The following is a 25,635-nucleotide window of genomic DNA, read 5'->3' on the forward strand; positions in this document are numbered from 1 at the left end:
AATGTTTATTATCAAGGAAAGAGGAAGAATAACATGAACAAAAAGACACCACTTTGGGTGGCGATCGCGTTAGGGCTGAGCTCTTCAATGGCGTATGCAGATTCTGCGTTGAGTGTGAATGTCACTCCGTTGCATGCCTCGTATGGCGAGAACAGTGATGTGAAAGTCAAAGTGACGATCACCAACCAGAGCAGTCACAATGTTAAAGTATTAGATTGGTTTTTACTGAAAAATAATAAGCTTAACAGTGATGCGTTCGATGTCAGCGTGAACGGACAGAAGGTCGATTATACTGGTCCTATCGTCAAACGCCCAAGCCCTACAGACGCGGACTACTTAGCGATTGGAGCAGGACAAACGGTGACTCACACGGTGGATTTATCGGCGTATTACGATATGACCACAGCAGGAACCTACAATGTACAGTTTGATGTCAGCGCCTTGAATTTGATCAAACAGCCGTATCAAGCGAAAAGTGCGGCCGCGCAAGGTCCACAGAGCTTATCTTCTAATGACGTGAATTTTTATGTGGCAGGGATTGACCCAAAGTTCGCGGCACTCGCTGAATCAAAAATAGCGCAAGCCATTCAAGCGAAAAGTGGTATTGACTATGTCGGAAATTGTTCCAATAGCCAACGAGCATCCATCAGTGGGGCAGTACAAGCGGCGCAGTCTATCTCGTCCAGCGCTTATAACTACTTGCTGGATTACTACGACAATGGGAGCGCATCTCGTCGCTATGCTCAATGGTTTGGCACGTACAGTAGCAGCCGTTACGCAACGGTAACTCAGCATTTTTATCGCATTACTGATGCGCTGGTGAATAAGACCGTGACTGCAGATTGTGGCTGCGATCCTGATTACGCGTCTGCCTTCGCTTATGTGTATCCGAATCAGCCTTATCATATTCATTTGTGTGGGGCATTTTGGAACGCGCCAACCACAGGCACGGATTCTAAGGCTGGTACATTAGTTCATGAAATGAGTCACTTTACCGTCAATGGGGGGACGGACGATGTCGCGTATGGTCAATATAACGCACGTCAATTGGCCCGTTCTAACCCAGCGAAGGCCATTACCAATGCCGACTCGCACGAATACTTTGCGGAAAATACACCTCGCATCGATTGAGGCTCAACGAGAGTAAAGTCTGTAAAAGGTAGCGAGCAACGTCGCTGCCTTTTTATTCGCTGCATGGTATTATTGTTAATTGATTCTAAATCGGCTATAAAAAAGCGGCGTATATATAACCACCTGATCTTTAATTGATTATTTACTGTACAAACAGCATGAAATCATCAAAAAAGAGTTTTCTTTTTTCTAAAGAGGTGGCATATTAACTCCATCGCTTCGATGCGTACCAAAGCGGGCATCGTATAATGGCTATTACCTCAGCCTTCCAAGCTGATGATGCGGGTTCGATTCCCGCTGCCCGCTCCAATCTCTTGTTTATCCATTCTATTTTCCTTTTATATTTCCACACGCACTTAAGCGTGATTTCGTACGTCTATACTTTATTCCCCATAATCCTAAGCCCATTACCGCCTTAGGGAGTATGCTCTGCCGCATATATTCCTCACATCTCGTTTTCTCAACAACTTTTCTCATCAATTTTTATTTTTGTCAGATTTCGCATAGGAATCCTGCGCCATTTTTGATATAAATTTATACAATCGGTTGTTATTCATGTGCTTTGCTACTTGCAACGTATGGCGGTAGCGTGGGACAGGTCTAATTGACTCTCATCTACACTTGAGCGCATACTTTTCTCTCCGCTCTCGTATGTAATCATCGACGATTGACCTTTTGCATTTCTTCTAAGGTCACGCATAAATAGACAGGAAGACATCGCGCAGCCCTTGTGAATACATTACTTTAGTTGCACGGTTTGTCATAAAAATATTAATGAAAGTGATTTAAAATCAATAAGTAATTCGTATCGCAGCGAGAATAACGTGCCTAGGGAAAATGATATAGCGCGTGTGTGCAAATTTGTGTTGGTTTGAATGGTTTTGCGAGTGTAATGTCGCGCCAACATGAACTCTTTTAGGCTGGTTAAAAAAGGCGACTTCATAAAAATACCAATGCTGTCTAATATACAGTAATTGTAAATTATGCCTGTGGATAGATTAAACAGACAATGTCGGTATTTTGTGATTACGAAAACGTAAAACCCTACTTCTCTCATACTTGGTTGTTAATTATGAGGGGAAAGTAGTGGAAAAGAAGATAAAATATAGATAGACAATAAAATATAGATGTTGTCTTTCTAATATCTGTTAGATTTGTTATCAGGAGTAGAGAGTAGGTAATGGATGATCGAGAAAAACAAATTTATGAAATGGTGAGGCGAAATAAACGCCGCGAAAAAATTAGAAATTTCATACACAAGTCTAAGTTGATATGGGTTTTAGATCCGTACCCTTACGAGACACATAAAATAATGCCTCGCACAGTTGTGGAAAACTATAAGCGGGAAAAGATAAGGCAAGCCTATTCTTGGCATTACATTTCTCGGCTCCAGAACGAAAAAGCTTATAAAGCAGGGCTTGCTGGTATCGTAACGGCTCCAATTCTAGCTAGCTTAGCGATAAGCAAGCCTCTATTTTTTAATTTTAACTTCCCTATACAAATGGCGTTCATATTCCTTTCTGGCATGCTCTTTGTACTTGCTGGTGTTATCTATAGTAAAAGGGCTCCCTATTTTGTAAAAGCATTCATGGAGGGAGAAGAAAACAAGAAATATAGAGCTGCTCCAATCAGAGAAATTCACTCATCAATATTCTACGAATTTCTCAAACTAGGAAGAACATACGAAATAACACCTCAAAATATACATGAATTAAAAAATCCCGATTTCAGATAATAAGTGCGACATTCATGGAAATATGTAGAAGAGGAAGCCAACTGCTGAAAGTGGTACGCTCTTCTCGCCAAAGAAACAAGCAGTACTACCATGAATTATCAACAGTTGACCGAAGGCAGAAGATACCAGATTTCTGCTCTTTTGGAACGGGGAATTTCGGTTCCTGAAATAGCTAAAACAGTTCAGTGCCACCGCTCGACGGTATACCGTGAGCTTAAACGCGGTCGGAAGGGAGAGCATTATTGCCCTAACGAAGCCCAGATGTCGTCTACCAAAAAGCGCAAAACAGCACGTAAATACCGAATACCAAAGGAACGTGTCGATTTTATCCGCCTTCTTTTAGAAACAGATTGGAGTCCAGAGCAGATTTCTAATGTATTAACGAAAATTGGTGCATCTGTCAGTCATGAGTGGATCTATCGCTTTGTTGCTCAAGATAAACGCTTGGGCGGTAAGTTATATCGTCACTTGAGACAAGGTCATAAGCGGTATCGCCGAGGTAAACAAGAGAAAGCTCCAGCGATAAAAAATGCCGTTTCGATTGATGATAGACCAAGCATCGTTGACAGTAAGGAGCGGTTTGGTGACTGGGAAATCGACACTGTGCTAGGTAAGCATGGTACAGGTGCAATGGTGACTATTTTAGAGCGTAAGACTCGATTTTACGTGGTAAAGAAAGTGCCATCTAAGTCAGCGGATGATGTCACCAAAGCGACAATAGAGCTACTGAAGCCCTATAAGAAACATGTCCATACCATTACGGCAGATAACGGGCGAGAGTTTGCAGGTCATGAAACCATCGCAAAAGAATTAAAGGCTGATGTGTACTTTGCTCATCCGTACAGTTCTTGGGAGCGTGGTGCTAATGAGAATGCGAACGGTCTTTTAAGGCAATATGTGAAGAAAGGAACCGATCTAACGACAGTGACGGACATCGATATAGAGTTCGCTTTATCGCGGATAAATTACCGTCCGAGAAAGTGTTTAGGCTTCAAGCAGGCAGCCATTATATTTGAGGAGATGGCTTTAGCTTCTTGATATTGGAGAGTGTCGCACTTCGCAGTTGAATTCGGGTATTTATAACAGGACTTTTCGTGCCGGAAAAGACTATTAGCTAAACAGTACAAAGCGACATTCTTAAAGCGCTTCTTTGCGTACTTAACGATTGATACTGTGGTTATTCTTAATATTTTAATAAATATCAGTTAGTTATTTTGATTTTTATCTCCCTATTATTCAGATGAGATGTTTCAATTCAGTCTGAACGTGGTGTTTTTGGAAAAATAGGCAAGGAATAAAAATGATTGGGCTAACGGAAAGAGGAGCGACGCGTTAGATTGATAGTGATGGAATTTTAGAGATGAATTCACATAACTATCGGAGTATGTATGCGAGAACAATTTAATCAAACTGAAAAGGCGATCATCCCAATTGCCGCTTTTGCAGCAAGCGGCGATATTGAGAATCTAAAAATGAGATTGAACAATGGACTGGATTTGGGATTAACAGTGAATGAAATTAAGTCGGTGCTTGTACAGATGTACGCGTACTGCGGTTTTCCAAGAAGTTTAAACGCACTGAACACATTGATGACTGTCGTCGCAGAACGTAAAGCACAAGGCATTAATGATGTGCAAGGCAATGCATCGACGGTCAGTCCTGTTGTTGAAAAAAGCGTAAGCGTTGGTACAAAAAACCAAACCAAACTTGTTGGCGAAGTGGTTACAGGCCCATTGTACGAATTTGCTCCGGCTATTGATGCCTATCTTAAAGCTCACCTCTTTTGTGACATCTTTGAGGATGATGTTCTTAGTTGGAAGCAACGCGAACTTGCGACTCTGTCGGCCTTATCGACGATGCAAGGCGTCAATAGCCAATTGCATATGCATTATTTTATTAGTTTAAATAATGGCATGACGGCTGATCTGCTGTCTGAATTTATTACTATTGTGCAAGACTGCTGTGGTAGTGAGATTGCCAATAATGCGAATGATGTATTACAAAACGTGTTGAACACGATTGAGGAGCACTAAGTTTTCATCACGCCATCACACCATAGAACTAGCTTGTTGACCTTATAGTGAGAATACATCGAACGGTCTCAGTATTGGAGTTCAGTTATCGAGCAGGATCGTTTCTGCGACTCATCAGAGAGCGATGACGCGCCAAGGGCGTGATGATTGATGCACTATTACGGTTGATGTCTCTCTCATATTGATACTGTGTTTATATACAGTTTTGGCTGTAAGGTGTAGGATCGCCGGATGGTATCTATAGAGAGTAGAGCAATGAATCATCATCTTGAAGCGGGTATTAGAGATCTCGTGAACGAGTTCCAAGCGAGTGGCCGACCATGCCCAGCAAAACAATCTATTGCGGATCGCCGTGCTGGTTATGTGGGTAGTGTTGTTTTGGCTGGTCAGAGCCCCACCGTTGCCAGCGAATTTACCGATGTATTACATGGTATTCCGGTGAAAGTGTATAAGCCGACTCATGAAGAAGCGTTACCGATCACTGTCTATTTTCATGGTGGTTGCTTTGTTAGTGGAGGTTTTGACACTCACGATGTTCAACTAAGACAAATGGCACTTCAGTCTCACTCAATCGTTATTTGCATACAATACCGACTTGCGCCAGAGCATTGTTATCCAGCAGCACATGATGACGTTTATCAAGCGGTGTTGGGAATTAAAGAGTATGGCGGCAACTATGGCGGCGATTCCGAGCGATTAGTGTTTGTCGGTGACAGTGCTGGTGGGCAATTAGCGTTGGCTACGACATTGAGGCTCAAAAAGTCACAGCAGTGGCTGCCATGTCGGCAAATTCTTATCTATCCAATGTTAGATCCTTACGGTCAATCACAGAGCTACGTTGATTATGGTTCTGATTATGTGATTACCGCTGATATGCTGCTGTCTGGCTTCGATTTATATACAAACAGTGATGCGAAGGTGCTAGCACACCCCGAATTGAACTTATTGAAGTGTGATTTTAAAGGGCTACCAACAACCACGATTATCACCGCAGAATTTGACCCATTACGTGATGAAGGCGAGAAACTCTACCAATTAATGACTTCTCAAGGTGTGCAAGCGAATTGCCAACGTTTCTTAGGGGTTATTCATGGTTTTTTCCAGTTAGCGGGGGTTAGCGAGGCCGCTAAGCAATGTATGGCATTGGTATCCAGTCAAATCCATTCGGTGCGCAGAATACGTTAAATTTTTTATATGTGCGCGGTTGATGTCTGATTTTATTAGCTATAGCACAGTCAGTTTCTCTCGATTTTTCTATGATTCAGATACTTAGATGACAGGGCGAGTTTATGTCACATTGAGGAAAGAGGGGTGTGGCGCATAGACTGCCTAAGTTGCATACGAATGGGATGGAGATAGATGGAAAAATTAGCGGAAGAGATATGGATAGGTAATGGTAAACCGGTTCAGTTTTTAGGGCTGCCTTTTTCTACTCGGATGACGGTAGTGCGCTTAGCTGGTGGCGAGCTTTGGGCGCATAGCCCAATTCAGTTATCGCAATCTATGATCACACAGCTTGATGACCTCGGTGAGGTAAAATATTTGATTGCTCCTAACCACCTGCATCATTTGTTCTTGGCTGAATGGATGGCCGCGTATCCAAGCGCGCAAGTGTATGGCACGACAGAAGTGATCAAAAAACGGCGTGATCTGTCGTTTACTGACTCTTTGAATCACCCTCAAGATTGGCCATGGCGCCGAGAGATTAAACAAGAGCTATTTTCAGGCTCGCCATTAATGCAGGAATGTGTCTTTTTTCATCAGCGTTCACGGACGCTGATTGTGACGGATTTAGTTGAGAACTTTTCCGGCCAAGACTTTAACTATTGGCAGAAATTCATCGCGAAAGGGGTGGGTATTCTTGCTCCCAATGGAAAAATGCCGATTGATTGGCGCATGAGTTTTATGTTTGGTAAAGCGCAAGCAAGAGAACATCTTGCACGGATGTTGGCTTGGGAAGCTGAAATCTTGGTCATGTCGCATGGTGAAATCGTCACAGAGCGCACTGACACATTTTTAGAACGCGCCTTTCATTGGTTGTTATGACCATTTTTATCACATAACCGATGTAGGAGGATATCATTGGAGACGATCATCGATTTAATCAAACGTGATCCTATCAGAGTGACCGCATTGAACTGTGTCTGGCAATTGAAGTTGCCGCAATGCTATATCGCGGCTGGGTTTGTCCGCAATCTTGTTTGGGATGCATTACATCAGGTTGAGGTTGCAACGCCATTAAATGATGTCGACGTGATCTATTTTGATCCTGATGAAGTTAGTCCTAAAGCATATCTGCAATATGAAGCGCAGTTGCGTCAATGTTTACCTCAGCTTAATTGGCAAGTGCGAAATCAGGCAATAATGCATACGCGTAATGGTGATGCGCCTTATCAAAGCGCTATTGATGCGATGCGTTATTGGCCTGAAAAAGAAACGGCGGTAGCGGTTCGTCAAGTGGGTGATAGTGAGTATGAGTGTGTGGCCGCTTTTGGGGTTCAATCTTTATTGAACTATTGTGTCACACATAACCCTAAGCGTTCACGGGATATATTTGAACATCGTGTCAATGCGAAACAATGGCTGAGCAAGTGGCCACGTTTGAGAGTTGTCTTATAGATCTTCAGGAGCACTGAAGATCATTTGGCCTTGCAAACACCCAGTTCATCCATTAATGCAGTGCCGACAGGGCTAATTGCAGCAAGTTATTCATTGATAGATATTGTATTTTACGGATTTCAATTATAAGGGAGAGATAACTATGGAAAAGGTTTATTGGCACAAAAATCAAATTGATGATCATACAATGATTACCGATAGTTATAAAACAACCCAGAATGTGCGTCGCTATTTCAAATCCAAATTCGGTGATGATTTTAAATTTGATCGCCAATTCATGCAGTGGATGCAAAATGCGACCGGGTTAACCATGGCCGATGCATGTCGAGAATGGTCCAGCCGTTCCAGTAAAACACAGAAGTAGCGATATTTATGATGATACAGGAGTTAACAAAGCAACAGTCACTGGATTTGGTGCCCATATTTTCGGAAATGGAAAACTATTATTTTGGTGCCAATGCCGCCACCAAGGAAGAGATCGCGACCTATCTACTCAACGGTGTTTTCTCCGATTACTCAGGTGTCCACGTCGTCGCTTATTATGATGAATCTGAGGTTGTTGGTTTCACGACATTTAGTATTTTGTTCCCAGCGCCTAATTTATCGGGTCAATTGTTCATGAAGGATTTATTTGTTTCGGCTGATGCTAGAGGGGAAAAGGTCGGTCAACAATTGATGCGTTATTTAGCTCAGCTTGCCATTGAGCATGGGGTACGCCGCTTTGATTGGACGGCTGAATCCACCAATCCGAAGGCGGGACAATTTTATCACGCCATCGGGGCACAACTGATTCAAGAAAAGCAATACTATCGTTTTGAAGGTGATGAGCTGCGACGTTTCGCTGAACATCAGCCATAGATATCTGAATCAGTGGTGAGTGTTAACACATGATACTCGTGTTCACTTCAAGTGTGCATGAGTTTATTTATGGGCAACGGTTTTTCTTACCGCCGTCGCATCATAAAACGGCGTGTGATGAGTGTTTTCATGCGTCAGTATTTCATCGTGTAGGGCTTGGGCGTGCGCTTCATCCGAAAAATCTCGGGTTGTTTCTCTGTTCATGCCCAACTTATTAAATAGCTGAGTATCTGCGTCGGTGTCAGGGTTTGATGTGGTGAGCAGTTTACAGCCATAAAAAATGGAACTCGCACCGGCCAAAAAGCACAACGCCTGAGTTTGTTCACTCATGTTCTCTCGACCAGCGGATAACCGAATGTGCGACGCGGGCATCATGATTTTTGCAACCGCTATCGTCCGCACAAAATCAAAAGGGTCGAGATCATCCAAATCCGCCATCGGAGTGCCTTGCACTTTAACTAGCATATTGATCGGGACACTTTGGGGATGTTCGGGCAAATTGGCTAATTGCTTGAGTAACCCCGTGCGGTCATCAGCGGTTTCTCCCATACCAATAATGCCGCCAGAGCAGACATTCATGCCCGATTCACGAACATGCTCTAATGTTTGTAGGCGGTCTGCATAGGTACGTGTTGTGATGACTTCGCCGTAGTATTCAGGGGAGGTGTCAAGATTGTGGTTGTAATAGTCCAGTCCTGCTTGTTTTAGTGCAATGGCTTGGTCACGGCTCAGCATTCCAAGAGTCATACACGTTTCTAAGCCTAATTGCTTCACTTCAGAGACTAACTGAGTGAGATATGGCATGTCTTTTTCTTTTGGATTACGCCATACTGCTCCCATACAAAAACGCGTTGAGCCTGCTTCTTTTGCTTCTTTGGCGCGTTGGAGGACGGCGTCCATTTCCATTAAGCGTTCTTTTTCTAATCCTGTGTCGTAGCGTGCGCTTTGAGGGCAGTATTTACAGTCTTCCGGGCAAGCCCCCGTTTTAATCGAGAGTAATGTACTCACTTGAATCTCGTTGGGATTGAAAAATTGACGGTGAAGAGTTTGTGCTTGAAAGACGAGATCATTAAAGGGAAGGGCAAATAAGGCTTCGATTTCAGACTTGCTCCAATCGTGACGAAGAGAAGTCTGTGATTCGGGATTGTGTGACAAAACGGACATGCTTCTACTTTTTAATCAATGAATTATGGGGTCAGTGTAATCGGGCAAAAATCATTGTCAACAAATTTAATTATATTTGGTTTACATGTGTGTTAATTATGTTCTCTTCATCGAGTGCTTGGATATGTTTGTTAATGATTTGATTCGTATAAAGAATATAAATGGGTGGCTACTTTCAAGGGGGGCCGTTTTTATGGTTTTGGGGTTCATATGCCAGCCGATTAGTGCTAATTTAAATCAGCGATATTGGAGCGTCACATCATGACACTGCAGCGAGCTGTCGTTATTTTATCGTATGCATTTAAGGATAATGGCAGATGAACAGGGATTGTCATATCACGACTGAACCCACGCAGTATGGTATTGATGAAATACGAGTTTTCCTGAAAAGAGCCCGAAGTATGATTAGCTAAAGCCTTTGACGGACGGCTGTGCAAGGAGTTGTATGATGATTAAATACGTTGGACAAACGGAAATTAAGGAAAAGCATAGAGCGACATGTCATTGCGGCGCGGTAGTCTTAGAACTGACATTACCCAATGGTATCGAGAATCCGAGACGCTGTGATTGTTCTATCTGTCGAAGAAAGGGGGCGATCGTCGGTTCGGTTAAGTTATCGGGAATTCGGATTGTCTCTGGGGCTGAGAACTTAACCTTGTATCAATTTAACACGCATACCGCGAAACATTTTTTCTGCTCACATTGTGGTATCTACACGCATCATCAACGGCGTTCAAATCCGACTGAGTATGGTTTTAATATTGGGTGTTTGGACGGAGTGAACCCCTTTGACTTGGGTGACGTTGTCACTAATGATGGGGTAAATCATCCAGCAGACCGAACCTGAACATCATAAGAGTAACGAGCAATATTATCACGGAGAGGACGCGTTCTCCTCGTTAATATTGGCTTATCATGGTGACGTCTTAATTAGGCATTAAAGAGTAGTGAGCGTCTCTTCGTCTCTGTCTCTATGGCATGGCGACTTGCTTAGCGCTGATAGTGTGTTTTTGCATTATGGAGTTGTTGCGCTTGTTGACGATAGAGAGTTGAAAGTAAAAGGCTCGCTTTATTACGATCGTTTAGACAAAGGAGTTCGAATGTTTATTATTTCTCTGGATTACCAAGTACCGATGGAAGAGGTTGAACGATGGATTCCTGCCCATATTGATTTTTTAAATGAGCAATACGCACAAGGTCATTTCGAATTATCTGGGCGTAAAAATCCTCGCACCGGAGGCGTGATTCTCTCATTGTTAAGTAATAGAGAAGCATTGGATGACATATTGTCTCAGGATCCGTTTTACCGAGAGAATATTGCCACGTACGAAGTGACCGAACTTCTACCAACCAAGGCATCTGAGGCATTTCAATTTTTGCTCGCTTGATAGCAACGGTGTGGGCATATTAGGCCATGATAGGATTGGTGCATTGTTAGGGAGTCATGCAGTGGAAGGGAAAGACACTTTGTGTGTGAATGTGGGGATTCGAGAAATGACGGTGAGTGATTATGACCGTGTGAGGCGACTTTGGTTGAATACTGAGGGCATGAGCATCAAAGATGCGGACTCGCGAGACAGTATCGCTCACTATTTAGCGCGCAACCCAGGGTTAAGTTTTGTGGCAGAATGTCAGCATGACATTGCTGGAGCGATATTAGTGGGGACGGACGGAAGGCGAGGGTATGTGCAGCATCTGGCTGTATCACCGTATTATCGTAAGCAAAATCTGGGACGAAGGCTGTTGGAACACGTGATTGAAGCGCTTGCTAAGATGGGGGTTTCCAAAACACATCTGTTTGTGCTTAATGATAATGCAAACGCACAGCAGTTTTATCAACATCTGGACTGGTTTCCAAGAGATGAAGTACGCATGTACTCGTTCAATAGTTCCAGTAATGACAATGTGTAGCGCGGATTATTATGGCTAACGAATAAGGCGCTAATTCCTTCATCCTCTTTGCAATTCGACTATTGGAGAGCCAATGATCAGGCAAGCAACAAGCAGTGATTGCATCAATCTAGCCGCGTTATCGATAAAAGTTTGGTTGGATAATTATGCTATCGTCGGTATTCGCCGTGAGTTTTCACAGTACGTGTTTGATGCGTTTTCTGAGAAAAAATTCATTGAGCATGTGAATGATCCAAATTGTCGCCTGCTTGTGTGCGAAGAACGTGGAGCGATACAAGGGTATGCATTGCTGAATTTGACGTCTTACTATGTTTCTCCAGCGAACGGTTATGAGGTACAGCGACTGTATATTGATGGACGCTTTAAACATCAGGGGATTGGGCTGGCGCTACTCACCGAAATAGAACAGCGTTTTGGTCCAACCTATTGGCTATACAGTTGGGTAGAAAATGCAGCCAATGGCTTTTATCAGCATTTAGGATTCCATAAGGTCGGCACAATCAGTATTGATATCTCAGGACACACTGTTGAAAATAATGTGTATTTATCACCGCGCACGATATCAATTTATAGTGATGCGAATAACGGGAAAAATTGAAGGTAATATTGCACAAAAAAGCCCGTATACAATACGGGCTTTTCACCTTTTGAACGCTTATTAATAACGAATCAAAGGAAATACTTTGCTTAGCAGTCAGTGTCTTCAGCACCTGCGTTTTCTTTTAGCTTCTCACACTTATCTTCAATCGCATTACCACTGTCTGTAACGGTGTTATCGATTGTTTCACCGATATCTTCGGCAGTAGTGTTGTCGTCTGACTTCATAAACATAGATGCACCAAATAATACAGCGGCAACAATAACAACGATTAAAACTAGGTTTTTCATATGAACTCCTCAAATACTTTAAGTCTAATTAATATTTATTTTATGGACGATAAATACTAAGGCCTAGGGGCTTTCCCCTTTAATGCTCTAGAGACTAACGAAATCAGTAATAGCACGATAAAAATAAAGAAAATAACTTTAGCGATCCCAGCCGCTGCGCCAGCAATACCAGTGAATCCTAGAAGGCCAGCGATAAGCGCAATGACTAAAAATAGTACGGTCCAACCTAACATTAAGTTCTCCTTAAAGTCGTTTGTGTTATCCCAGTAACGATTCATTTCATCAATGGGTGATAACGTTAACTTGTGTTCAACTATAGACAACCTACGGGCAATAATAAAAATTTTTTATGTATTTGAGTTAGATGGGTTCAAAAAATGGAAAAGTTAATCTTGCACTGACAAAAATGCAAAAGTAGCTAACATAAATCGGAAGAATGTATGGTTGATAATTTTTACTGTCATAAGGAAGATAATGGCGGCCATAATAAAAAACAAGCCATTATAAAATCATAAGGTTTTGTTTTGTATAGTTTTTTGTTTATTTTTTGATTGTGGCACTCCTTGCTGAGAGGCGTTTTTGCCATCCAGTTTATGATTACGCTTAAACGAATTAGGCAACCATGTTGAAAATTAGTTCATCCCGATTTCAGATAATAAGTGCGACATTCATGGAAATATGTAGAAGAGGAAGCCAACTGCTGAAAGTGGTACGCTCTTCTCGCCAAAGAAACAAGCAGTACTACCATGAATTATCAACAGTTGACCGAAGGCAGAAGATACCAGATTTCTGCTCTTTTGGAACGGGGAATTTCGGTTCCTGAAATAGCTAAAACAGTTCAGTGCCACCGCTCGACGGTATACCGTGAGCTTAAACGCGGTCGGAAGGGAGAGCATTATTGCCCTAACGAAGCCCAGATGTCGTCTACCAAAAAGCGCAAAACAGCACGTAAATACCGAATACCAAAGGAACGTGTCGATTTTATCCGCCTTCTTTTAGAAACAGATTGGAGTCCAGAGCAGATTTCTAATGTATTAACGAAAATTGGTGCATCTGTCAGTCATGAGTGGATCTATCGCTTTGTTGCTCAAGATAAACGCTTGGGCGGTAAGTTATATCGTCACTTGAGACAAGGTCATAAGCGGTATCGCCGAGGTAAACAAGAGAAAGCTCCAGCGATAAAAAATGCCGTTTCGATTGATGATAGACCAAGCATCGTTGACAGTAAGGAGCGGTTTGGTGACTGGGAAATCGACACTGTGCTAGGTAAGCATGGTACAGGTGCAATGGTGACTATTTTAGAGCGTAAGACTCGATTTTACGTGGTAAAGAAAGTGCCATCTAAGTCAGCGGATGATGTCACCAAAGCGACAATAGAGCTACTGAAGCCCTATAAGAAACATGTCCATACCATTACGGCAGATAACGGGCGAGAGTTTGCAGGTCATGAAACCATCGCAAAAGAATTAAAGGCTGATGTGTACTTTGCTCATCCGTACAGTTCTTGGGAGCGTGGTGCTAATGAGAATGCGAACGGTCTTTTAAGGCAATATGTGAAGAAAGGAACCGATCTAACGACAGTGACGGACATCGATATAGAGTTCGCTTTATCGCGGATAAATTACCGTCCGAGAAAGTGTTTAGGCTTCAAGCAGGCAGCCATTATATTTGAGGAGATGGCTTTAGCTTCTTGATATTGGAGAGTGTCGCACTTCGCAGTTGAATTCGGGCATTATTCGCAATATCTTTGTCATTTTACGGTTTTATAATGTCAGTATATTGCGACTTGTCACAAAGGTAAGCCATGTTTTTTCGCTTTTTGTTCATTTTTTCGCTTTATTTCTTTTGCTTTACTGCTCAGGCAAATCGTAATGAATCGGTTAAAGTGGGTACCATCATTGATGTGACGTTAAACCAATTATATCCAACTCAGCCATCGGTAGGCTACGATCAGGTGATGTATAAGCTGGGTCGTTATCGTTACGACCGTCAGAAAATGTTTGATGATATCTGTGAAGCCAACGGCCAAGGGGGGGATTGCCGAGTTTCATCGTCAATCAGTCGCGAACGAGACTAAAACGTATACGTGTCAGGAACCGGTAGGTAAAGACAAGCAAGCGATGAAAACCGTCGTTATTGCTCCAAATGGACACTACTATCTGACCGATGGACATCATACCTTCAATGCCTTTTATCATCTGCCTAAGGGGGGCGGTGATTTTCATGTTCACGTGGTTGTCGCCAATGATTACCGCCAGTTGCCAACCATGCAGGTGTTTTGGCAGGCGATGCAGCACGATGGGAATGTGTGGTTGTTTGATATACATAGTCAACCGATTTTGCCTAACCAGCTACCTAAATCTCTGGGTTTACGTCATTTTGCCAATGATCCTTACCGATCAATGCTGTATTTCACGCGTAATATTAGTTGGAACAAACCATCGTCTCCAGTGCCGTTTTTAGAATTTTATTGGGCAAAAGAGTTACGTAACACCATCAACTTAAACCAATTCGACCTCAATTCAAAACTTGGCTATGAGCAGGCAATAAAAGTCAGCAGTAGAGCTATTTTATCTCTGAAAAGCAGTGATGTGGGGGGATCTCACCGTTCCGTTGAGCAAATGGGACAGTTTAAGCAGTTTCATCAAAAGGGTCTCGATAAGCTACTGAAGCCGGATGGTAAATTGGATAACATGTTGCGCTATAAAGAGAGTCCAGATGGAAAGCGATTGTCTGCTTTGCACAAGCAACGGTGAGCCGACAATTGATACTGGATTCGGTCTGAGTGCGATAAAAACGAGGGCATACAATATTAACTGTTGTATGCCCTGTGTGTTTTAAAGGGATCAGTCGACCGATGGTTTGTCTTTGGTAAGAGCGGCTTTCGACAGTGTTTTGCGTATTTTCGCCACATCGTGTGCAGACACTGCCGGAGCGTTGTTGCTCCATCCACTGCGTAAGAAGGTGGCAAGTTTCGCTATTTCTTTATTGCTTAATCGCCAGCCAAAGCCCGGCATCGCCAGAGCCTCTGGGGCTTTTGGTGTTGAGGGTAAGGTCGCTCCTACTAAGATAACATGGACTAAGCCACTGGGATCCTTAGCGTTGACCAAAGAGTTACCATCAAGTGCTGGGAAAACTTTAGGGGCTCCTTGCCCATTATCAAAGTGACAAGCACTGCAATTATCGGCGTAGAGCCGTTCTGCTGAGTTCTTGGCGTAGTTGCCTTGTATCAGCGTTTCGGTGGTTTTTTTACGCTTGTCATTAGACTCAGGTTGATGACTATTCTTACCCGGCAGCGCTTTTAGATAGGTGGCAATCGCAGTTAAGTCTTGGTCACTCAGGTGGCTTAAACTGCGTGCAATCACTGGCGTCATTTCTCCGACTACCGCGGAGTGTTGGTTGCGTCCTGTGGCTAAATATTCCGTGATATCTTTCGTTGACCAGTGTTGTAACGCCCCTCTGTGGCCGGCTCTTATTTCGGGCGCGGACCAAATACCGACCATCGCGCCAGAGAGAAAGTCTGAGGTTTTTTGATCGTAGCTGGTTTCTGCATAAAACAGCCCACGAGGTGTATGGCAACTGCCACAGTGTCCGGGCCCTTGAACCAGATAAGCACCGCGATTATAGAGCGCACTTTGGGCGGGATCGTATTGATAAGGGGTGTTATCGAGTGAGATCCAATTCCATAATTGAATTCCCCAACGTTGGTTGAAAGGAAAGCTTAAATCGGTTTTTTTGGCGGCCTGATTGACCGGTGTGACTGCATGCATGAAGTAAGCGTAGAGTGCTTCCACATCTTGATCGGTCAGTTTGGCATAATCAGGATAAGGCATGGCTGGATACAATAACGCTCCGTCGCCACGGATACCTTGGCGCAGAGCACGCTCGAATTGCTGATAGCTATAGTGACCAATGCCATGGTCTTGACTGGGGGTAATATTGCTTGAGTAGATGGTACCAAAAGGGCTATCAATCGCGAGTCCGCCAGCAAATGGCTTACCGCCTGGGGCGGTGTGGCATGCAACACAATCGCTGGCCCTCGCCATGTACTCCCCTTGTTTGATCAGTTTGTCCGTGATTTGAATGTTATCTGCGGAGTAACCGCAGGCAGGCAATAGGGTAAGCAATGACCCCAATCCTATTATCAATGTCTTCATAGCTGCATCCTTACGCCTGAACCAATGGGCCGGGATTGGGAATATAGCGCTCCCGAATCGCTTTGGCCGACCAATATGTCAGCGCCCCGACCAAAAGGGTTGGGTTATATTGGATATTTTGTGGAAAAGCACTGGCGCCCATAACAAAGACATTATGCACATCCCAACTTTGTAGGTAGCGATTAAGCACACTGTTTTTGGGGGTCGTTCCCATGATCGCACCGCCTACATTATGGGTAGATTGATAAGGGCGAACATCGTACTTCGAGCCAAAGTCTTTGAAACCGTACTTAGCACTATCGGGCTTCATGACCTCGACGATCGACTCGATTTGCCGTTTCATGAACTGCGTCATTTTTATATCGTTTTCTTTCCAGTTGAATGTCATGCGGAGTAACGGTAAGCCGTGACGATCTTTGTAGGTGGGATCGAGACTCAGGTAACAATCGCGGTAAGACATATTGGAACCATGAGATCCAATACTCATTACGTGACCGTAATTATCCTTCACCGCTTTTTTCCACTGTGATCCCCAGCTTGGTGTCCCCGAAGGTAGCGGCATATTACGAATTGGCTGTCCGTTGGTCATGCCTGCATTAATGTAGGAGCCGCCAATGAACCTTTCTTTACGAAAATCAATCTGGTTGATAGCAAAGTCATCGATGACTTCGCCATTCGCACCAGTGTCGATGAAGGGGTTAAATGTTTTGTCTTTAAAAAAGACTGAGGCGCCTCCTGTCATTTGATAGGCATAATTACGGCCAACCGTGCCAGTGTTGGTCACAGGATCGTAAGGTTGCCCAATTTTGGAGAGTAATAGAAGACGGACATTATTGTAGGCAAAGGATCCGACGATGACGATATCGGCGGGTTGAAAAATCGTTTCGCCTTCGCCATTGATGTAAGTGACTCCGGTGGCTTTTTTGCCTGAATCGTCGACATTGATTTTAATGACTTCGCTGTGCGTCCGGTAAGCAAAGTTGTTACGCTGTTTTAATGCCCCTAAAATGCAGGTTTGTGGTGATGCCTTAGAGTAATTAATGCAGCCATAACGTTCACAAAACCCACAAAAGTTACAAGGGCCAAGCTGCATGTTGTACGGGTTAGTATACGCTTGCGACGCATTGACGGCGGGCATGGGGAAGGGATGAAGCCCTTTTTGACTTGCCGCTTTCGCAAACAGAGTGTCATTGAGGGTGCGTGGTAACGGTGGCAGCGGATAAGGGTTTTGTCGCGGCCCTTCAAAAGGATTGCCTCCGGGTTGAATCTTGCCTTGAAGGTTGCCTGCCTGCGCCGAGATCCCCATTACTTTCTCAAAAAAATCAAAATGCGGTTCCAGCTCTTCATAACTGACCCCAAAATCTTGAATCGTCATGTCTTCGGGGATCATGTCTTTACCGAACTTTTCCTCGACATATGTGCGCAGATACAACTCTTCTGGCATGGGGCGCCAAGACTGCCCATTCCAGTGGCTGCCGGCTCCACCCACACCATCTCCGGGGAGAAACGACCCCAAATTACGGTAGGGTAAGGCGGTGTCGCCTATCGAGTGTCGCACGGTGACGGTATTGGCGGCAGGGCGGCGCATTAATTTGTAGCGCACGCCATAAGTTAATTCATCCGCCATTTGGGGATAGGAAAAGTCCGGCACTGTCTCTCTGTCTGCCCCTTGCTCAAGCGCAAGGACATTGAGTCCGGCATCCGTCATTTCCATTCCGATGATCGAATTGGTCCAACCGAGCCCTACCATGACGACGTCGACGGGTTTTTCTTGGCGTGGTGTCATCATTATCCTCTCTCTCCTTGAATGCTCACCGGACCTAACGGATAGGTTGCATTTGGGTAATTCACCCACGTTTTGAATGAGGCTCGCGCCCCAGGAAACCCGATCATTTTCCAGCTTGCCATGCCTTTGTTTCCACCATGGATGGGGTCGGCGAAGTAGCCTTCTTTTGTGTTTTGTAGAAGAAAAGCAAAGAACTGAGAAGCGCTGACGTCATTGAATTGAATCTCGCCATGCTGCAAATCGGTAAGCACTTGAACTTGTTGTTGCGCTGGCAGTTTGGAAAACACGGTACCGAACGTTTTCACGCAGTATTGATTGGTCGCCTTGATACCGTGCCGGTATGTGTCTGCTGGGGTGAGAGGCGACTGATATCCGAGTTCTGGAGGTGAGTGTGGCGCAAACGGGGGTTCCATATACCAATCCGCGGCTTTGCCAAAATTTCCCTGCATTTGTCGGTCGATGAATATGGGAACATGGGTTTCAATGGCGCTAGGGCCATACTCATCCGCTGGAATGAGTTGATCAACGGCCGTAAGAATAAACGACCATTCGTCGCTGTTGAAAAAAATCGGTTGGTAATCTTGCAAGTTAATAGGCGTCATGGGATCCGCAAAAGCGGGGAATATCAGGGTTGGGCCGAGGACGCTCGCCGAACCGACAATCAACGTACTCTTTAAAAATTTCCGACGAGCTTTATCTGTAGACTCTTCCATGTCTAATGTCCTTACTAATCACGTGATGGGTCGCAATTTAGGTTTAAACGATGCCATGGCGTCGTACTAAATGGCGTCTCAATCGCAGGCTTTCTCTTGGGTGGGTTAAAATAAAATATCAGCGCTTGTGTTTTATTTTTATGACTTAGCTTCAAAATTGCGGTTTTTTAATCTAGGTAATTCTCAACGCAACAAAAAATGAAGTCTGTTGATGAGCCTTATATTCAGACATTGTATGTATCAATGGATAAGTTTATCAGTATTATCAATACACGTTTTATCGGTTATTTGTCTCACTGGCACTTGAACGCGTCTCACATCATATTGTAAATCAAACAGAAAAATGACATTGCCTACTCTAGCTGGATTGGCGTAGCTTAAGAAAATACGCTAAAGTGGTAGATGCAATTAAGGGTATCTTGAGCGCTAAATTATTGAATTCCCATCAGCGTTGAGAGCTTCATTTTTAAATCAAAGGAGAGTTTAAAATGGCTACAGCAACTAAGAGTACGACCCAGTCAAAAGCACATGAGAAAGTCGACGAAGCTGCAGACGCTGCACATAAAGGTGTTGACAGCGCAGTTGAAGCGAAAGAAGAAAGCCAAGAACGTATTGAAGAAGTCGCGCAGCAAATCAGCGAGCAAGCGCATAAAATCGCTGATACAGCGAAACAACAGTCTGAAAAGGTCAGTTCAGCGGTCGGCGAGTATGCGAAAGAAAACCCAGTAAAAGCCATTGGTATTGCTTTTCTAGCAGGGGCTGTTGCTGCGAGTTTCCTATGCAAGCGTAAATAAAGGAATCACCAATATGGAAGCACCACACTCTGACACGTCGTCAGGTGCATCAGAATTTAGCGATGCGGTGACGTCTCACAAACGGTGGTTTAAGAGTGTATTAGGGCTTGGAGCGCTAGAGGCAAAACTTTGGGTAGCCTCTAGCGCTCAACTTTTAGCGTTGATGTGCGGTGTCATTTTTCTGTTATTAACCACTTGGCTGCTCATTATAGCGACGACCGCCGTGGTGGCTTGGAGCTACGGTTTTTCGTTAATTGGGATATTTTTATCCGCCACTTTGGTCACTCTGCTTAGCGCAATTGTTTTGATGTACTTGGTCAAACGTACGCTTAACAACATGAACTTTTCGCGTACTTTGGATGCGATTATTCCTGTGGAAGAGGAGTAGGCGATGTTTGGTATTAAACAGATGAAACGACAGCGCGATACTCTGTATTGTCAGACAAAACAGTGGGAAAACATTGCCGCTGTCTGTCGTAAACAAGCCAAAGACCGTGCTCTACAAACGGCGAGCAGTCCACAAGGCCTGCTGGTCAGTTTTCTCTTAGGTGCGACGACGCAAACGGATCTGGCAACCCATGCTCGGCGGAATTTATTGAGCAGGGCGACTCGTGATGTGTTTAGTTTCCTGTCGGCCCAGATGATGGCGAGCATGGCTAAGCCCTCTCAAGCCGATACCCCCTCCGATGCCGATTCCAGTGTGGGTACTGAGTAAGTATCCGCATCGCGCCCTTGTTGTTGTTTGAATGATTCATTCATCGCCTTTTTAGCATTGGCTGTGCTTAGGGGGGCCGTTTGAGTTTACTCTGTGAGGGGCGTTTTTTAGACGGGTGGTGTGTTTTTTAATCGTTTGAATTCCTTATTGTTTGTTTCGTATTCAACTGGATGGATGAGTGGTGAAAAAAGGTTTCTTTTTAGCAATAAGGGTGGCATATTATCTTCATCGCCTCGATGCACACCAAAGCGGGCATCGTATAATGGCTATTACCTCAGCCTTCCAAGCTGATGATGCGGGTTCGATTCCCGCTGCCCGCTCCAATCCTTCGTTATTCGTTTTACGCCTGCTTCATCCTACTCTGTCATTGTTTCTAGCGATTGTTTTATTTTCCTCTGCGAGTGTTTCCCAGCAATAACTCGATGATTTTTCTCAATAGTTAACATTACTGTTGAAAACACAGACCCAACCAGATAACGTCACTGTCTATGCACTGTGTTTTTTGTGAATGAGGAAATCATGGACGATTACTGGAACCCAATGGTCCCTGAATTATCAGTGAGCAATTTTGATCAATCCTTGAGCTTTTATCGAGACTTACTGGGTTTTACCGTCAGAAATCAACGAACTCGCCCTAATTTTGCCTATCTTGAGAATGAAAAAGTCCATATCATGCTTGAACAAATTCATGACTCAGGTTGGGTGACCGGAGCGTTGCAATATCCGCTCGGACGCGGCGTTAATTTCCAAATAGAATTAACCGATATTTCACCAGTGCTCGAGCGTTTATTGAAAGCCAATGTCGAGCTGTATCGGCAGCCGCAGGACAACTGGTACGATGAAGGCGAGATGATGAGTGGCCAACGCGAATTTTTGGTTCAAGATCCTGATGGATATTTGTTGCGATTTACTCAGTATTTGGGTGAAAAGGGACATGAAAAGTAACGCGTTTTGTTTCGATGCGTGGATAAATGTGTCGATATTTAAGGATAGGGAATGTCAACAGTCATACTTAAGGGATTTATTTTAGTTCCGAACTCACAGCGAGAAGAGATTCAACTCGAGTTAGTTAATCATCTGCGCCTCACTCGTGCCGAACTTGGGTGCATAACCTTTCAAGTCACCGCGGATCCACACAACCCCTCTCGTTTTAACGTTTATGAAGCGTTTGTCGATAGAGCCGCATTTGATGCTCATCAGCGAAGAGTACAATCATCGCGATGGGGGGAGCTCACTCAGAGTGTCGAACGGCATTATGAGGTGATTGATACAGGCATGGTTGACGGCTTAAAGTGAGACTCATTACGTGAAATTAGGAAAAGAGCACACCTTGGCAGCTGTCCATTATCGCGGCTTAGATTGCCAAGGTTTTATCCGTAATGATTGCGCCTTTGAACGCCTCCAACCAGAGTTTAAACCTGTGGTTGATGCCACGGTTTTAGCGTTAGTCCGTCAGTTTCCTGAGCAACTAGTCGGGATTTACTTATACGGCAGTGTCGCCAGAGGCCTTGCGGTCGTGGGACGTTCTGACCTCGATGTGTCTGTTGTTCTCAATACTCCTATTGGTGAAGAGGAGCGCGAGATTTTTGCGCAAATCTCCGGACAGATACCACAGCATTATCCTGAAATCAGTAAATTGGATATTGATCCTGGCCATATTGAGTGTATTTGGGAGCGGGAACAACGATATTATTGGCAGTTTTGGTTAAAGCACTGTTGCTGTTGTATTTGGGGAGAGGATCTGGCGGCTGGTTTGTCTCCTCACACACCCAGCCGACATATCGCTCACGCATTGAATGGCGATCTGTTGACCTTTACTGAGCAAATGCGAGTTCCTCCGTTCTCGAGAATGGATGACGCAGCCGTCGTCAAAGTGTTGGGCAAGAAATTGATCAGAGCGGCTTATTATTTTGTCGCAGAGCAGGATAACAGTTGGTATACCGATTTAGCGCACTGCACTGAGGTTGCTAAGCGCTATTATCCCGAGCAGCGCGATGATCTGCAATTGGCTTATGAGTGCGCTATTGGCGCATGCGGCTGCAAAGCATCCGCGTTTGAGCTGTATGTCCGACTCAGCCAAGCGATTATGTCCGCCGTTGAAAATATCACCGAGACTCCGCCCCGCTGCGAATAGCGCAAGCAATGAATACCTGCTGTCTCTTGGAAACGAATATCTTGAAAAACAATGCCCCGAGAAAGAATAAGGAATGATGAAACGATGAAAAATGTGGAAGTTTTGTTAGTGAATGCCTTTATCCATCAAGGTGCTGGGGGGAATGCTGCCGGTGTGGTATTTCATGCTGATCGCCAGCAGTTAACAAGAGCAGAAAAGCTCGCCATTGCTCACGCAGTCGGCGCGTCGGAAACCGCATTTGTCGCCCAAGATGACGAGGTCGATTTTGAATTGTCTTTCTTTACCCCGACAGAAGAAGTCGATTTTTGTGGTCATGCAACATTGGCTGCATTTTCAATGATGTATAAGACCGGACTGGTGCGCGAGGGCCAATTTACGCAAAGAACAAAAGCCGACTTACTCGCGGTGACCATTGATCCTTCGGGTCATGTTGTCATGCAGCAGCGGCTTCCCGAGTATCGGGGGGTATTAAGCTATGAAGCGATAGCCGAGTTAATTGGATTGGATGCCGCATTACTGGCGTCTACTCAGCTTCCCATTGAGATTGTATCGACAGGATTGGCGGATATCATTGTTCCCATCCCTCATGGCTATCTTGATAGCATCCAAGTGAATCAGCCATTAATGACTGAATTTTGTCACAAACACCATGTCATAGGCCTTCATGCGTTCGAGTTATCGAACGATTCCACTGACGTGACGGCAAGCTGCCGTAATTTTGCTCCCTTAGTGGGCATTGCTGAAGAGTCGGCAACTGGCAGCGCTAACGGCACGCTCGCTTGTTATTTAACCAAGCATGGCGTCATGGCCGATTCGCCTCATTTCACGTTTGAACAAGGTCGCGCCATGGAGTGCCTATCACTCATCTCTGTCACCGTCGAGTCAGACGAGCATGGGATTATCGATGTGCGAGTCGGTGGGGCGGCTCAGTTAATGGCAAGCAAAAATATCCAGCTATGATGCCAAGTTGAATTGTGGCCAGTAACATCAGACGAGTCAGTGAATCGGTGCATGTGGTGGTGTTGATGGTGATATTTAAGATTAGCGTATTGCTGCCACACGAGGTACATTGGTCGTTCGATCTTGTTTTTCTCAAGAGCTAGGTTGACGTGCTATCAACACGGACAGCCAAATTCTCGGCAAGATGAACGTCAAGTAGGAGTGCACAATGCAGCCACAATTTACAGTTCAAATCGATTCCTTCCAGAAAATTAGCCAGATCAACAACGCGTGGTCGAATGCCGATTATCGCGCTTTAATGCATATCATGAGCTTTGATGAAGACTTAGACGCGATGGACGCGACTGAGCTTAGAGAAATGTGCATGATGTCGCTTAACGACCAAGGGCCAGAGGGCGCCGCAGCGGTCGTATTAACGCACCTTTTCCCCGATTTACCACAGGGGAAAATCGATCAAGTCAGCCACGATATGCTCGAAGATCGGTATTGGGAAGAATACGCAAATTGCCTTTACCATGAACGCTTTTTCCGTGCTTATGCGTTATTAAGAGAAGCATTTAATGGCACATTTGCCGAGCCAACCGGAGTGGAAATGACGCTCACGGTGACAGCGGAGAATGAAGAGGCCATGACGATTTTCGATACATCCTTAGAGTCTTCTATGGTTCGTTTGCTCGCTGATGGCCAAGGTGAACTTGCTTTGATTAATCGCCTGTATGACGAACAGATACAGGGGACTCAATTTCCAGAAGCCCCAGGTATTGTCTGGCAGTTGCAACAGATCGCTGATAACGGCTTGTCACGCCAATTTCATTTTATAAGTTCTTATTTTTGGATGGAGGCGTTCGAGAATATGACCCGTTTTGATGCGTCTTCTCACGCAGATTCAGAGGAATAGTGTTCTGATCTGGTTGTCATTTCGTTTTATAGACAGAGAGAGTTTTAGGCCAGCGCCAATCGCTGGCCTTTTTTATGATACTACAGATTCGATCTATCCTATTGATACGTAGGGGCAGACGTCTAAGACGTGATGCCTAAGGGAATTGACGTTATCTCCTCGAATTACTGACACCTGACTTACCTCCATTCGTTTATTCTAAGTCTTCAATCAAGCTTGACAGGGTTTTTGTGGATGAAGTGTCTGGCTAAAAGAACCCGTTGAGCTTGTGCCTATCGGTTGGCCTGATTAAGAGGGCGATAAGCCTTTCATTCTTCGACTTAATTCTTGTAGTATGTGGGCACTAACCGTAAACCCTCAGTCAATACTGAGCTTCCTTTAGATTTTCGCAGTAAGAGCAATAGAAAATGGCCGATTTTAAAACCCACGTCACTGTCGCTGCCGCCCTCAGTGCCCCGTTATCTGCAAGCGCTTTCATCGCAGGCTTTGCGACCATGAACGATGCGATTTTTTATGCCTTAGCCGGCACATTAGGCGGGTTGCTGCCGGATATTGATTCGGATGAATCTCTCGCTATTCGGCTGGTTTTTCGTTTAATCAGTGCATTGGTTGCGGGATTAACCATTGCGTTTTGGTTAGAAAAATTGGCGCATTGGCAGGTACTTGTTGCCGCGATAGCCAGTTATTTGGTGATGCGTTTTCCAATAAAATGGGTCTTTGAGCAATTAACGATTCACCGAGGAACGTTACATAGCCTATTGGCCAATATCATGTTTGCGGCGGTATCTGTTCCTTTGGCGTATCATGTCTTTAAACTCAGTGCGAAAACCGCATGGGGTATTGGCGCCTTTGTGTTTTTTGGGGCGATGATTCATCTGATACTTGATGAGATTTATAGTATCGAACTGTCAGGTATGCGTGTTAAACGTTCATTTGGGACCGCGCTTAAGTTGACCGACTGGGGAGAACCGCTGGCCTCTTTTGTGTTGGTCATTGCTTGTGCCGTAGGTTATCTGTTTAGCCCTGATGCCAGCGCGTGGCAAGCGTCATTGACTTGGTTACCTCAGCCAGAACATGCGATAGCGTGGCTTACCAAAGAGTGGCATCACCTTCAGTTATATTGGGGATAAACCCCGCAC

The 25,635-nt window shown here is 44.5% G+C and carries 31 protein-coding genes and 2 tRNA genes; 27 read left to right on the plus strand and 6 right to left on the minus strand.

The annotated features are described in order from the left end of the window. Positions 1–33 precede the first annotated feature (33 nt). The 10 genes from EAE30_RS00710 to EAE30_RS00755 all read left to right on the plus strand — a co-directional run bounded on the left by EAE30_RS00710 (position 34) and on the right by EAE30_RS00755 (position 8,376). Positions 34–1,131 carry a M35 family metalloendopeptidase gene (locus tag EAE30_RS00710; protein WP_123014211.1) on the plus strand — a complete coding sequence of 366 codons (1,098 nt, stop codon included), beginning with the start codon at positions 34–36 and terminating at the stop codon, positions 1,129–1,131. Positions 1,132–1,365: 234 nt separating this feature from the next. After that, positions 1,366–1,440: transfer RNA gene (locus EAE30_RS00715), tRNA-Gly, on the plus strand. An 871-nt stretch (positions 1,441–2,311) separates the two neighbouring features. Next, on the plus strand, positions 2,312–2,866 hold the full coding sequence (locus EAE30_RS00720; protein ID WP_123014212.1) for a hypothetical protein: 555 nt from the start codon (positions 2,312–2,314) through the stop codon (positions 2,864–2,866). A 90-nt stretch (positions 2,867–2,956) separates the two neighbouring features. Continuing rightward, on the plus strand, positions 2,957–3,904 hold the full coding sequence (locus tag EAE30_RS00725; RefSeq protein ID WP_123014135.1) for an IS30 family transposase: 948 nt from the start codon (positions 2,957–2,959) through the stop codon (positions 3,902–3,904). Positions 3,905–4,254: 350 nt separating this feature from the next. Next, the gene (locus EAE30_RS00730) at positions 4,255–4,899 is read left to right on the plus strand and encodes a carboxymuconolactone decarboxylase family protein (RefSeq protein ID WP_123014213.1); all 645 of its coding nucleotides are present in this window, start codon (positions 4,255–4,257) and stop codon (positions 4,897–4,899) included. 255 nt (positions 4,900–5,154) lie between these two features. Beyond that, entirely contained in the window at positions 5,155–6,084 is a 930-nt protein-coding gene (locus EAE30_RS00735; protein WP_123014214.1) for an alpha/beta hydrolase, read from the plus strand. A gap of 174 nt (positions 6,085–6,258) precedes the next feature. Further along, positions 6,259–6,945: a DUF4336 domain-containing protein gene (locus tag EAE30_RS00740; RefSeq protein ID WP_123014215.1), complete on the plus strand. Its 687-nt coding sequence runs from the start codon at positions 6,259–6,261 to the stop codon at positions 6,943–6,945. Between the two features lie 36 nt (positions 6,946–6,981). Then, a complete protein-coding gene (locus tag EAE30_RS00745; RefSeq protein ID WP_123014216.1) occupies positions 6,982–7,518 on the plus strand; it encodes a nucleotidyltransferase family protein in 537 nt (178 codons plus the stop codon). A 142-nt stretch (positions 7,519–7,660) separates the two neighbouring features. Beyond that, positions 7,661–7,882, plus strand: coding sequence for a DUF6434 domain-containing protein (locus EAE30_RS00750; protein ID WP_123014217.1), 222 nt, complete (start codon positions 7,661–7,663; stop codon positions 7,880–7,882). 8 nt (positions 7,883–7,890) lie between these two features. Further along, the gene (locus tag EAE30_RS00755; RefSeq protein WP_123014218.1) at positions 7,891–8,376 is read left to right on the plus strand and encodes a GNAT family N-acetyltransferase; all 486 of its coding nucleotides are present in this window, start codon (positions 7,891–7,893) and stop codon (positions 8,374–8,376) included. A gap of 63 nt (positions 8,377–8,439) precedes the next feature. Here EAE30_RS00755 and bioB read toward each other — a convergent pair whose 3' ends face one another. Beyond that, a complete protein-coding gene (bioB, locus tag EAE30_RS00760; RefSeq protein WP_123014219.1) occupies positions 8,440–9,540 on the minus strand; it encodes a biotin synthase BioB in 1,101 nt (366 codons plus the stop codon). A gap of 448 nt (positions 9,541–9,988) precedes the next feature. Here bioB and EAE30_RS00765 point away from each other — a divergent pair, with 448 nt between their 5' ends. The 4 genes from EAE30_RS00765 to EAE30_RS00780 all read left to right on the plus strand — a co-directional run bounded on the left by EAE30_RS00765 (position 9,989) and on the right by EAE30_RS00780 (position 12,049). After that, positions 9,989–10,387, plus strand: a complete 399-nt coding sequence (locus EAE30_RS00765; protein ID WP_123014220.1) for a GFA family protein — start codon at positions 9,989–9,991, stop codon at positions 10,385–10,387. A 253-nt stretch (positions 10,388–10,640) separates the two neighbouring features. Continuing rightward, on the plus strand, positions 10,641–10,928 hold the full coding sequence (locus EAE30_RS00770) for a YciI family protein (RefSeq protein WP_123014221.1): 288 nt from the start codon (positions 10,641–10,643) through the stop codon (positions 10,926–10,928). Positions 10,929–11,034: 106 nt separating this feature from the next. Then, a complete protein-coding gene (locus EAE30_RS00775) occupies positions 11,035–11,451 on the plus strand; it encodes a GNAT family N-acetyltransferase (RefSeq protein WP_123014959.1) in 417 nt (138 codons plus the stop codon). 73 nt (positions 11,452–11,524) lie between these two features. After that, on the plus strand, positions 11,525–12,049 hold the full coding sequence (locus EAE30_RS00780) for a GNAT family N-acetyltransferase (RefSeq protein ID WP_123014222.1): 525 nt from the start codon (positions 11,525–11,527) through the stop codon (positions 12,047–12,049). 89 nt (positions 12,050–12,138) lie between these two features. On the opposite strand, the gene EAE30_RS00785 is transcribed toward EAE30_RS00780, so the two are convergent. Both EAE30_RS00785 and EAE30_RS00790 read right to left on the minus strand, forming a co-directional pair. Beyond that, a complete protein-coding gene (locus tag EAE30_RS00785) occupies positions 12,139–12,339 on the minus strand; it encodes a hypothetical protein (protein ID WP_123014223.1) in 201 nt (66 codons plus the stop codon). A 56-nt stretch (positions 12,340–12,395) separates the two neighbouring features. Further along, a complete protein-coding gene (locus EAE30_RS00790; RefSeq protein WP_123014224.1) occupies positions 12,396–12,572 on the minus strand; it encodes a DUF1328 domain-containing protein in 177 nt (58 codons plus the stop codon). 513 nt (positions 12,573–13,085) lie between these two features. On the opposite strand from EAE30_RS00790, the gene EAE30_RS00795 reads away from it, so the two are divergent. From EAE30_RS00795 to EAE30_RS00805, 3 genes are all read left to right on the plus strand, one after another. Next, on the plus strand, positions 13,086–14,033 hold the full coding sequence (locus tag EAE30_RS00795) for an IS30 family transposase (protein ID WP_123014135.1): 948 nt from the start codon (positions 13,086–13,088) through the stop codon (positions 14,031–14,033). A 110-nt stretch (positions 14,034–14,143) separates the two neighbouring features. Then, entirely contained in the window at positions 14,144–14,416 is a 273-nt protein-coding gene (locus EAE30_RS19110) for a ParB N-terminal domain-containing protein (RefSeq protein ID WP_123014225.1), read from the plus strand. Then, a complete protein-coding gene (locus EAE30_RS00805; protein ID WP_164711757.1) occupies positions 14,352–15,095 on the plus strand; it encodes a ParB/Srx family N-terminal domain-containing protein in 744 nt (247 codons plus the stop codon). Before EAE30_RS19110 ends, EAE30_RS00805 begins: the two co-directional genes overlap by 65 nt. Before the next feature lie 90 nt (positions 15,096–15,185). Here the strand turns inward: EAE30_RS00805 and EAE30_RS00810 are convergent, their stop codons facing one another. Genes EAE30_RS00810 through EAE30_RS00820 form a run of 3 tightly spaced genes read right to left on the minus strand, consistent with a single transcriptional unit; the run spans position 15,186 to position 18,995 of the window. After that, positions 15,186–16,496 carry a c-type cytochrome gene (locus EAE30_RS00810; RefSeq protein WP_123014227.1) on the minus strand — a complete coding sequence of 437 codons (1,311 nt, stop codon included), beginning with the start codon at positions 16,494–16,496 and terminating at the stop codon, positions 15,186–15,188. A 10-nt stretch (positions 16,497–16,506) separates the two neighbouring features. After that, on the minus strand, positions 16,507–18,285 hold the full coding sequence (locus EAE30_RS00815) for a GMC family oxidoreductase (protein ID WP_199287026.1): 1,779 nt from the start codon (positions 18,283–18,285) through the stop codon (positions 16,507–16,509). Next, positions 18,285–18,995 carry a gluconate 2-dehydrogenase subunit 3 family protein gene (locus EAE30_RS00820; protein ID WP_123014228.1) on the minus strand — a complete coding sequence of 237 codons (711 nt, stop codon included), beginning with the start codon at positions 18,993–18,995 and terminating at the stop codon, positions 18,285–18,287. Before EAE30_RS00820 ends, EAE30_RS00815 begins: the two co-directional genes overlap by 1 nt. 488 nt (positions 18,996–19,483) lie before the next feature. Here EAE30_RS00820 and EAE30_RS00825 point away from each other — a divergent pair, with 488 nt between their 5' ends. The 10 genes from EAE30_RS00825 to EAE30_RS00870 all read left to right on the plus strand — a co-directional run bounded on the left by EAE30_RS00825 (position 19,484) and on the right by EAE30_RS00870 (position 25,626). Continuing rightward, complete coding sequence (locus EAE30_RS00825) at positions 19,484–19,789, plus strand: hypothetical protein (RefSeq protein ID WP_123014229.1); 306 nt, start codon at positions 19,484–19,486, stop codon at positions 19,787–19,789. A 13-nt stretch (positions 19,790–19,802) separates the two neighbouring features. Beyond that, positions 19,803–20,177 (plus strand): hypothetical protein, encoded by a 375-nt coding sequence (locus EAE30_RS00830; RefSeq protein ID WP_123014230.1) that lies wholly within the window; start codon positions 19,803–19,805, stop codon positions 20,175–20,177. A gap of 3 nt (positions 20,178–20,180) precedes the next feature. After that, on the plus strand, positions 20,181–20,504 hold the full coding sequence (locus EAE30_RS00835) for a hypothetical protein (RefSeq protein WP_123014231.1): 324 nt from the start codon (positions 20,181–20,183) through the stop codon (positions 20,502–20,504). Between the two features lie 248 nt (positions 20,505–20,752). Next, positions 20,753–20,827 (plus strand) — tRNA-Gly (locus EAE30_RS00840). Positions 20,828–21,023: 196 nt separating this feature from the next. Then, positions 21,024–21,449, plus strand: coding sequence for a bleomycin resistance protein (locus EAE30_RS00845; protein ID WP_123014232.1), 426 nt, complete (start codon positions 21,024–21,026; stop codon positions 21,447–21,449). Between the two features lie 51 nt (positions 21,450–21,500). Beyond that, positions 21,501–21,800 (plus strand): putative quinol monooxygenase, encoded by a 300-nt coding sequence (locus EAE30_RS00850; protein WP_123014233.1) that lies wholly within the window; start codon positions 21,501–21,503, stop codon positions 21,798–21,800. Positions 21,801–21,810: 10 nt separating this feature from the next. Continuing rightward, on the plus strand, positions 21,811–22,638 hold the full coding sequence (locus EAE30_RS00855; RefSeq protein WP_241967553.1) for a nucleotidyltransferase domain-containing protein: 828 nt from the start codon (positions 21,811–21,813) through the stop codon (positions 22,636–22,638). A gap of 84 nt (positions 22,639–22,722) precedes the next feature. Then, complete coding sequence (locus EAE30_RS00860) at positions 22,723–23,598, plus strand: PhzF family phenazine biosynthesis protein (RefSeq protein ID WP_123014234.1); 876 nt, start codon at positions 22,723–22,725, stop codon at positions 23,596–23,598. 208 nt (positions 23,599–23,806) lie between these two features. Continuing rightward, positions 23,807–24,496, plus strand: coding sequence for a hypothetical protein (locus EAE30_RS00865; RefSeq protein ID WP_123014235.1), 690 nt, complete (start codon positions 23,807–23,809; stop codon positions 24,494–24,496). A 407-nt stretch (positions 24,497–24,903) separates the two neighbouring features. After that, a complete protein-coding gene (locus tag EAE30_RS00870) occupies positions 24,904–25,626 on the plus strand; it encodes a metal-dependent hydrolase (protein WP_123014236.1) in 723 nt (240 codons plus the stop codon). The last annotated feature ends 9 nt before the right edge of the window (positions 25,627–25,635 follow it).

Origin of the sequence: Vibrio zhugei (assembly GCF_003716875.1) — a bacterium.
GTDB lineage: Bacteria > Pseudomonadota > Gammaproteobacteria > Enterobacterales > Vibrionaceae > Vibrio > Vibrio zhugei.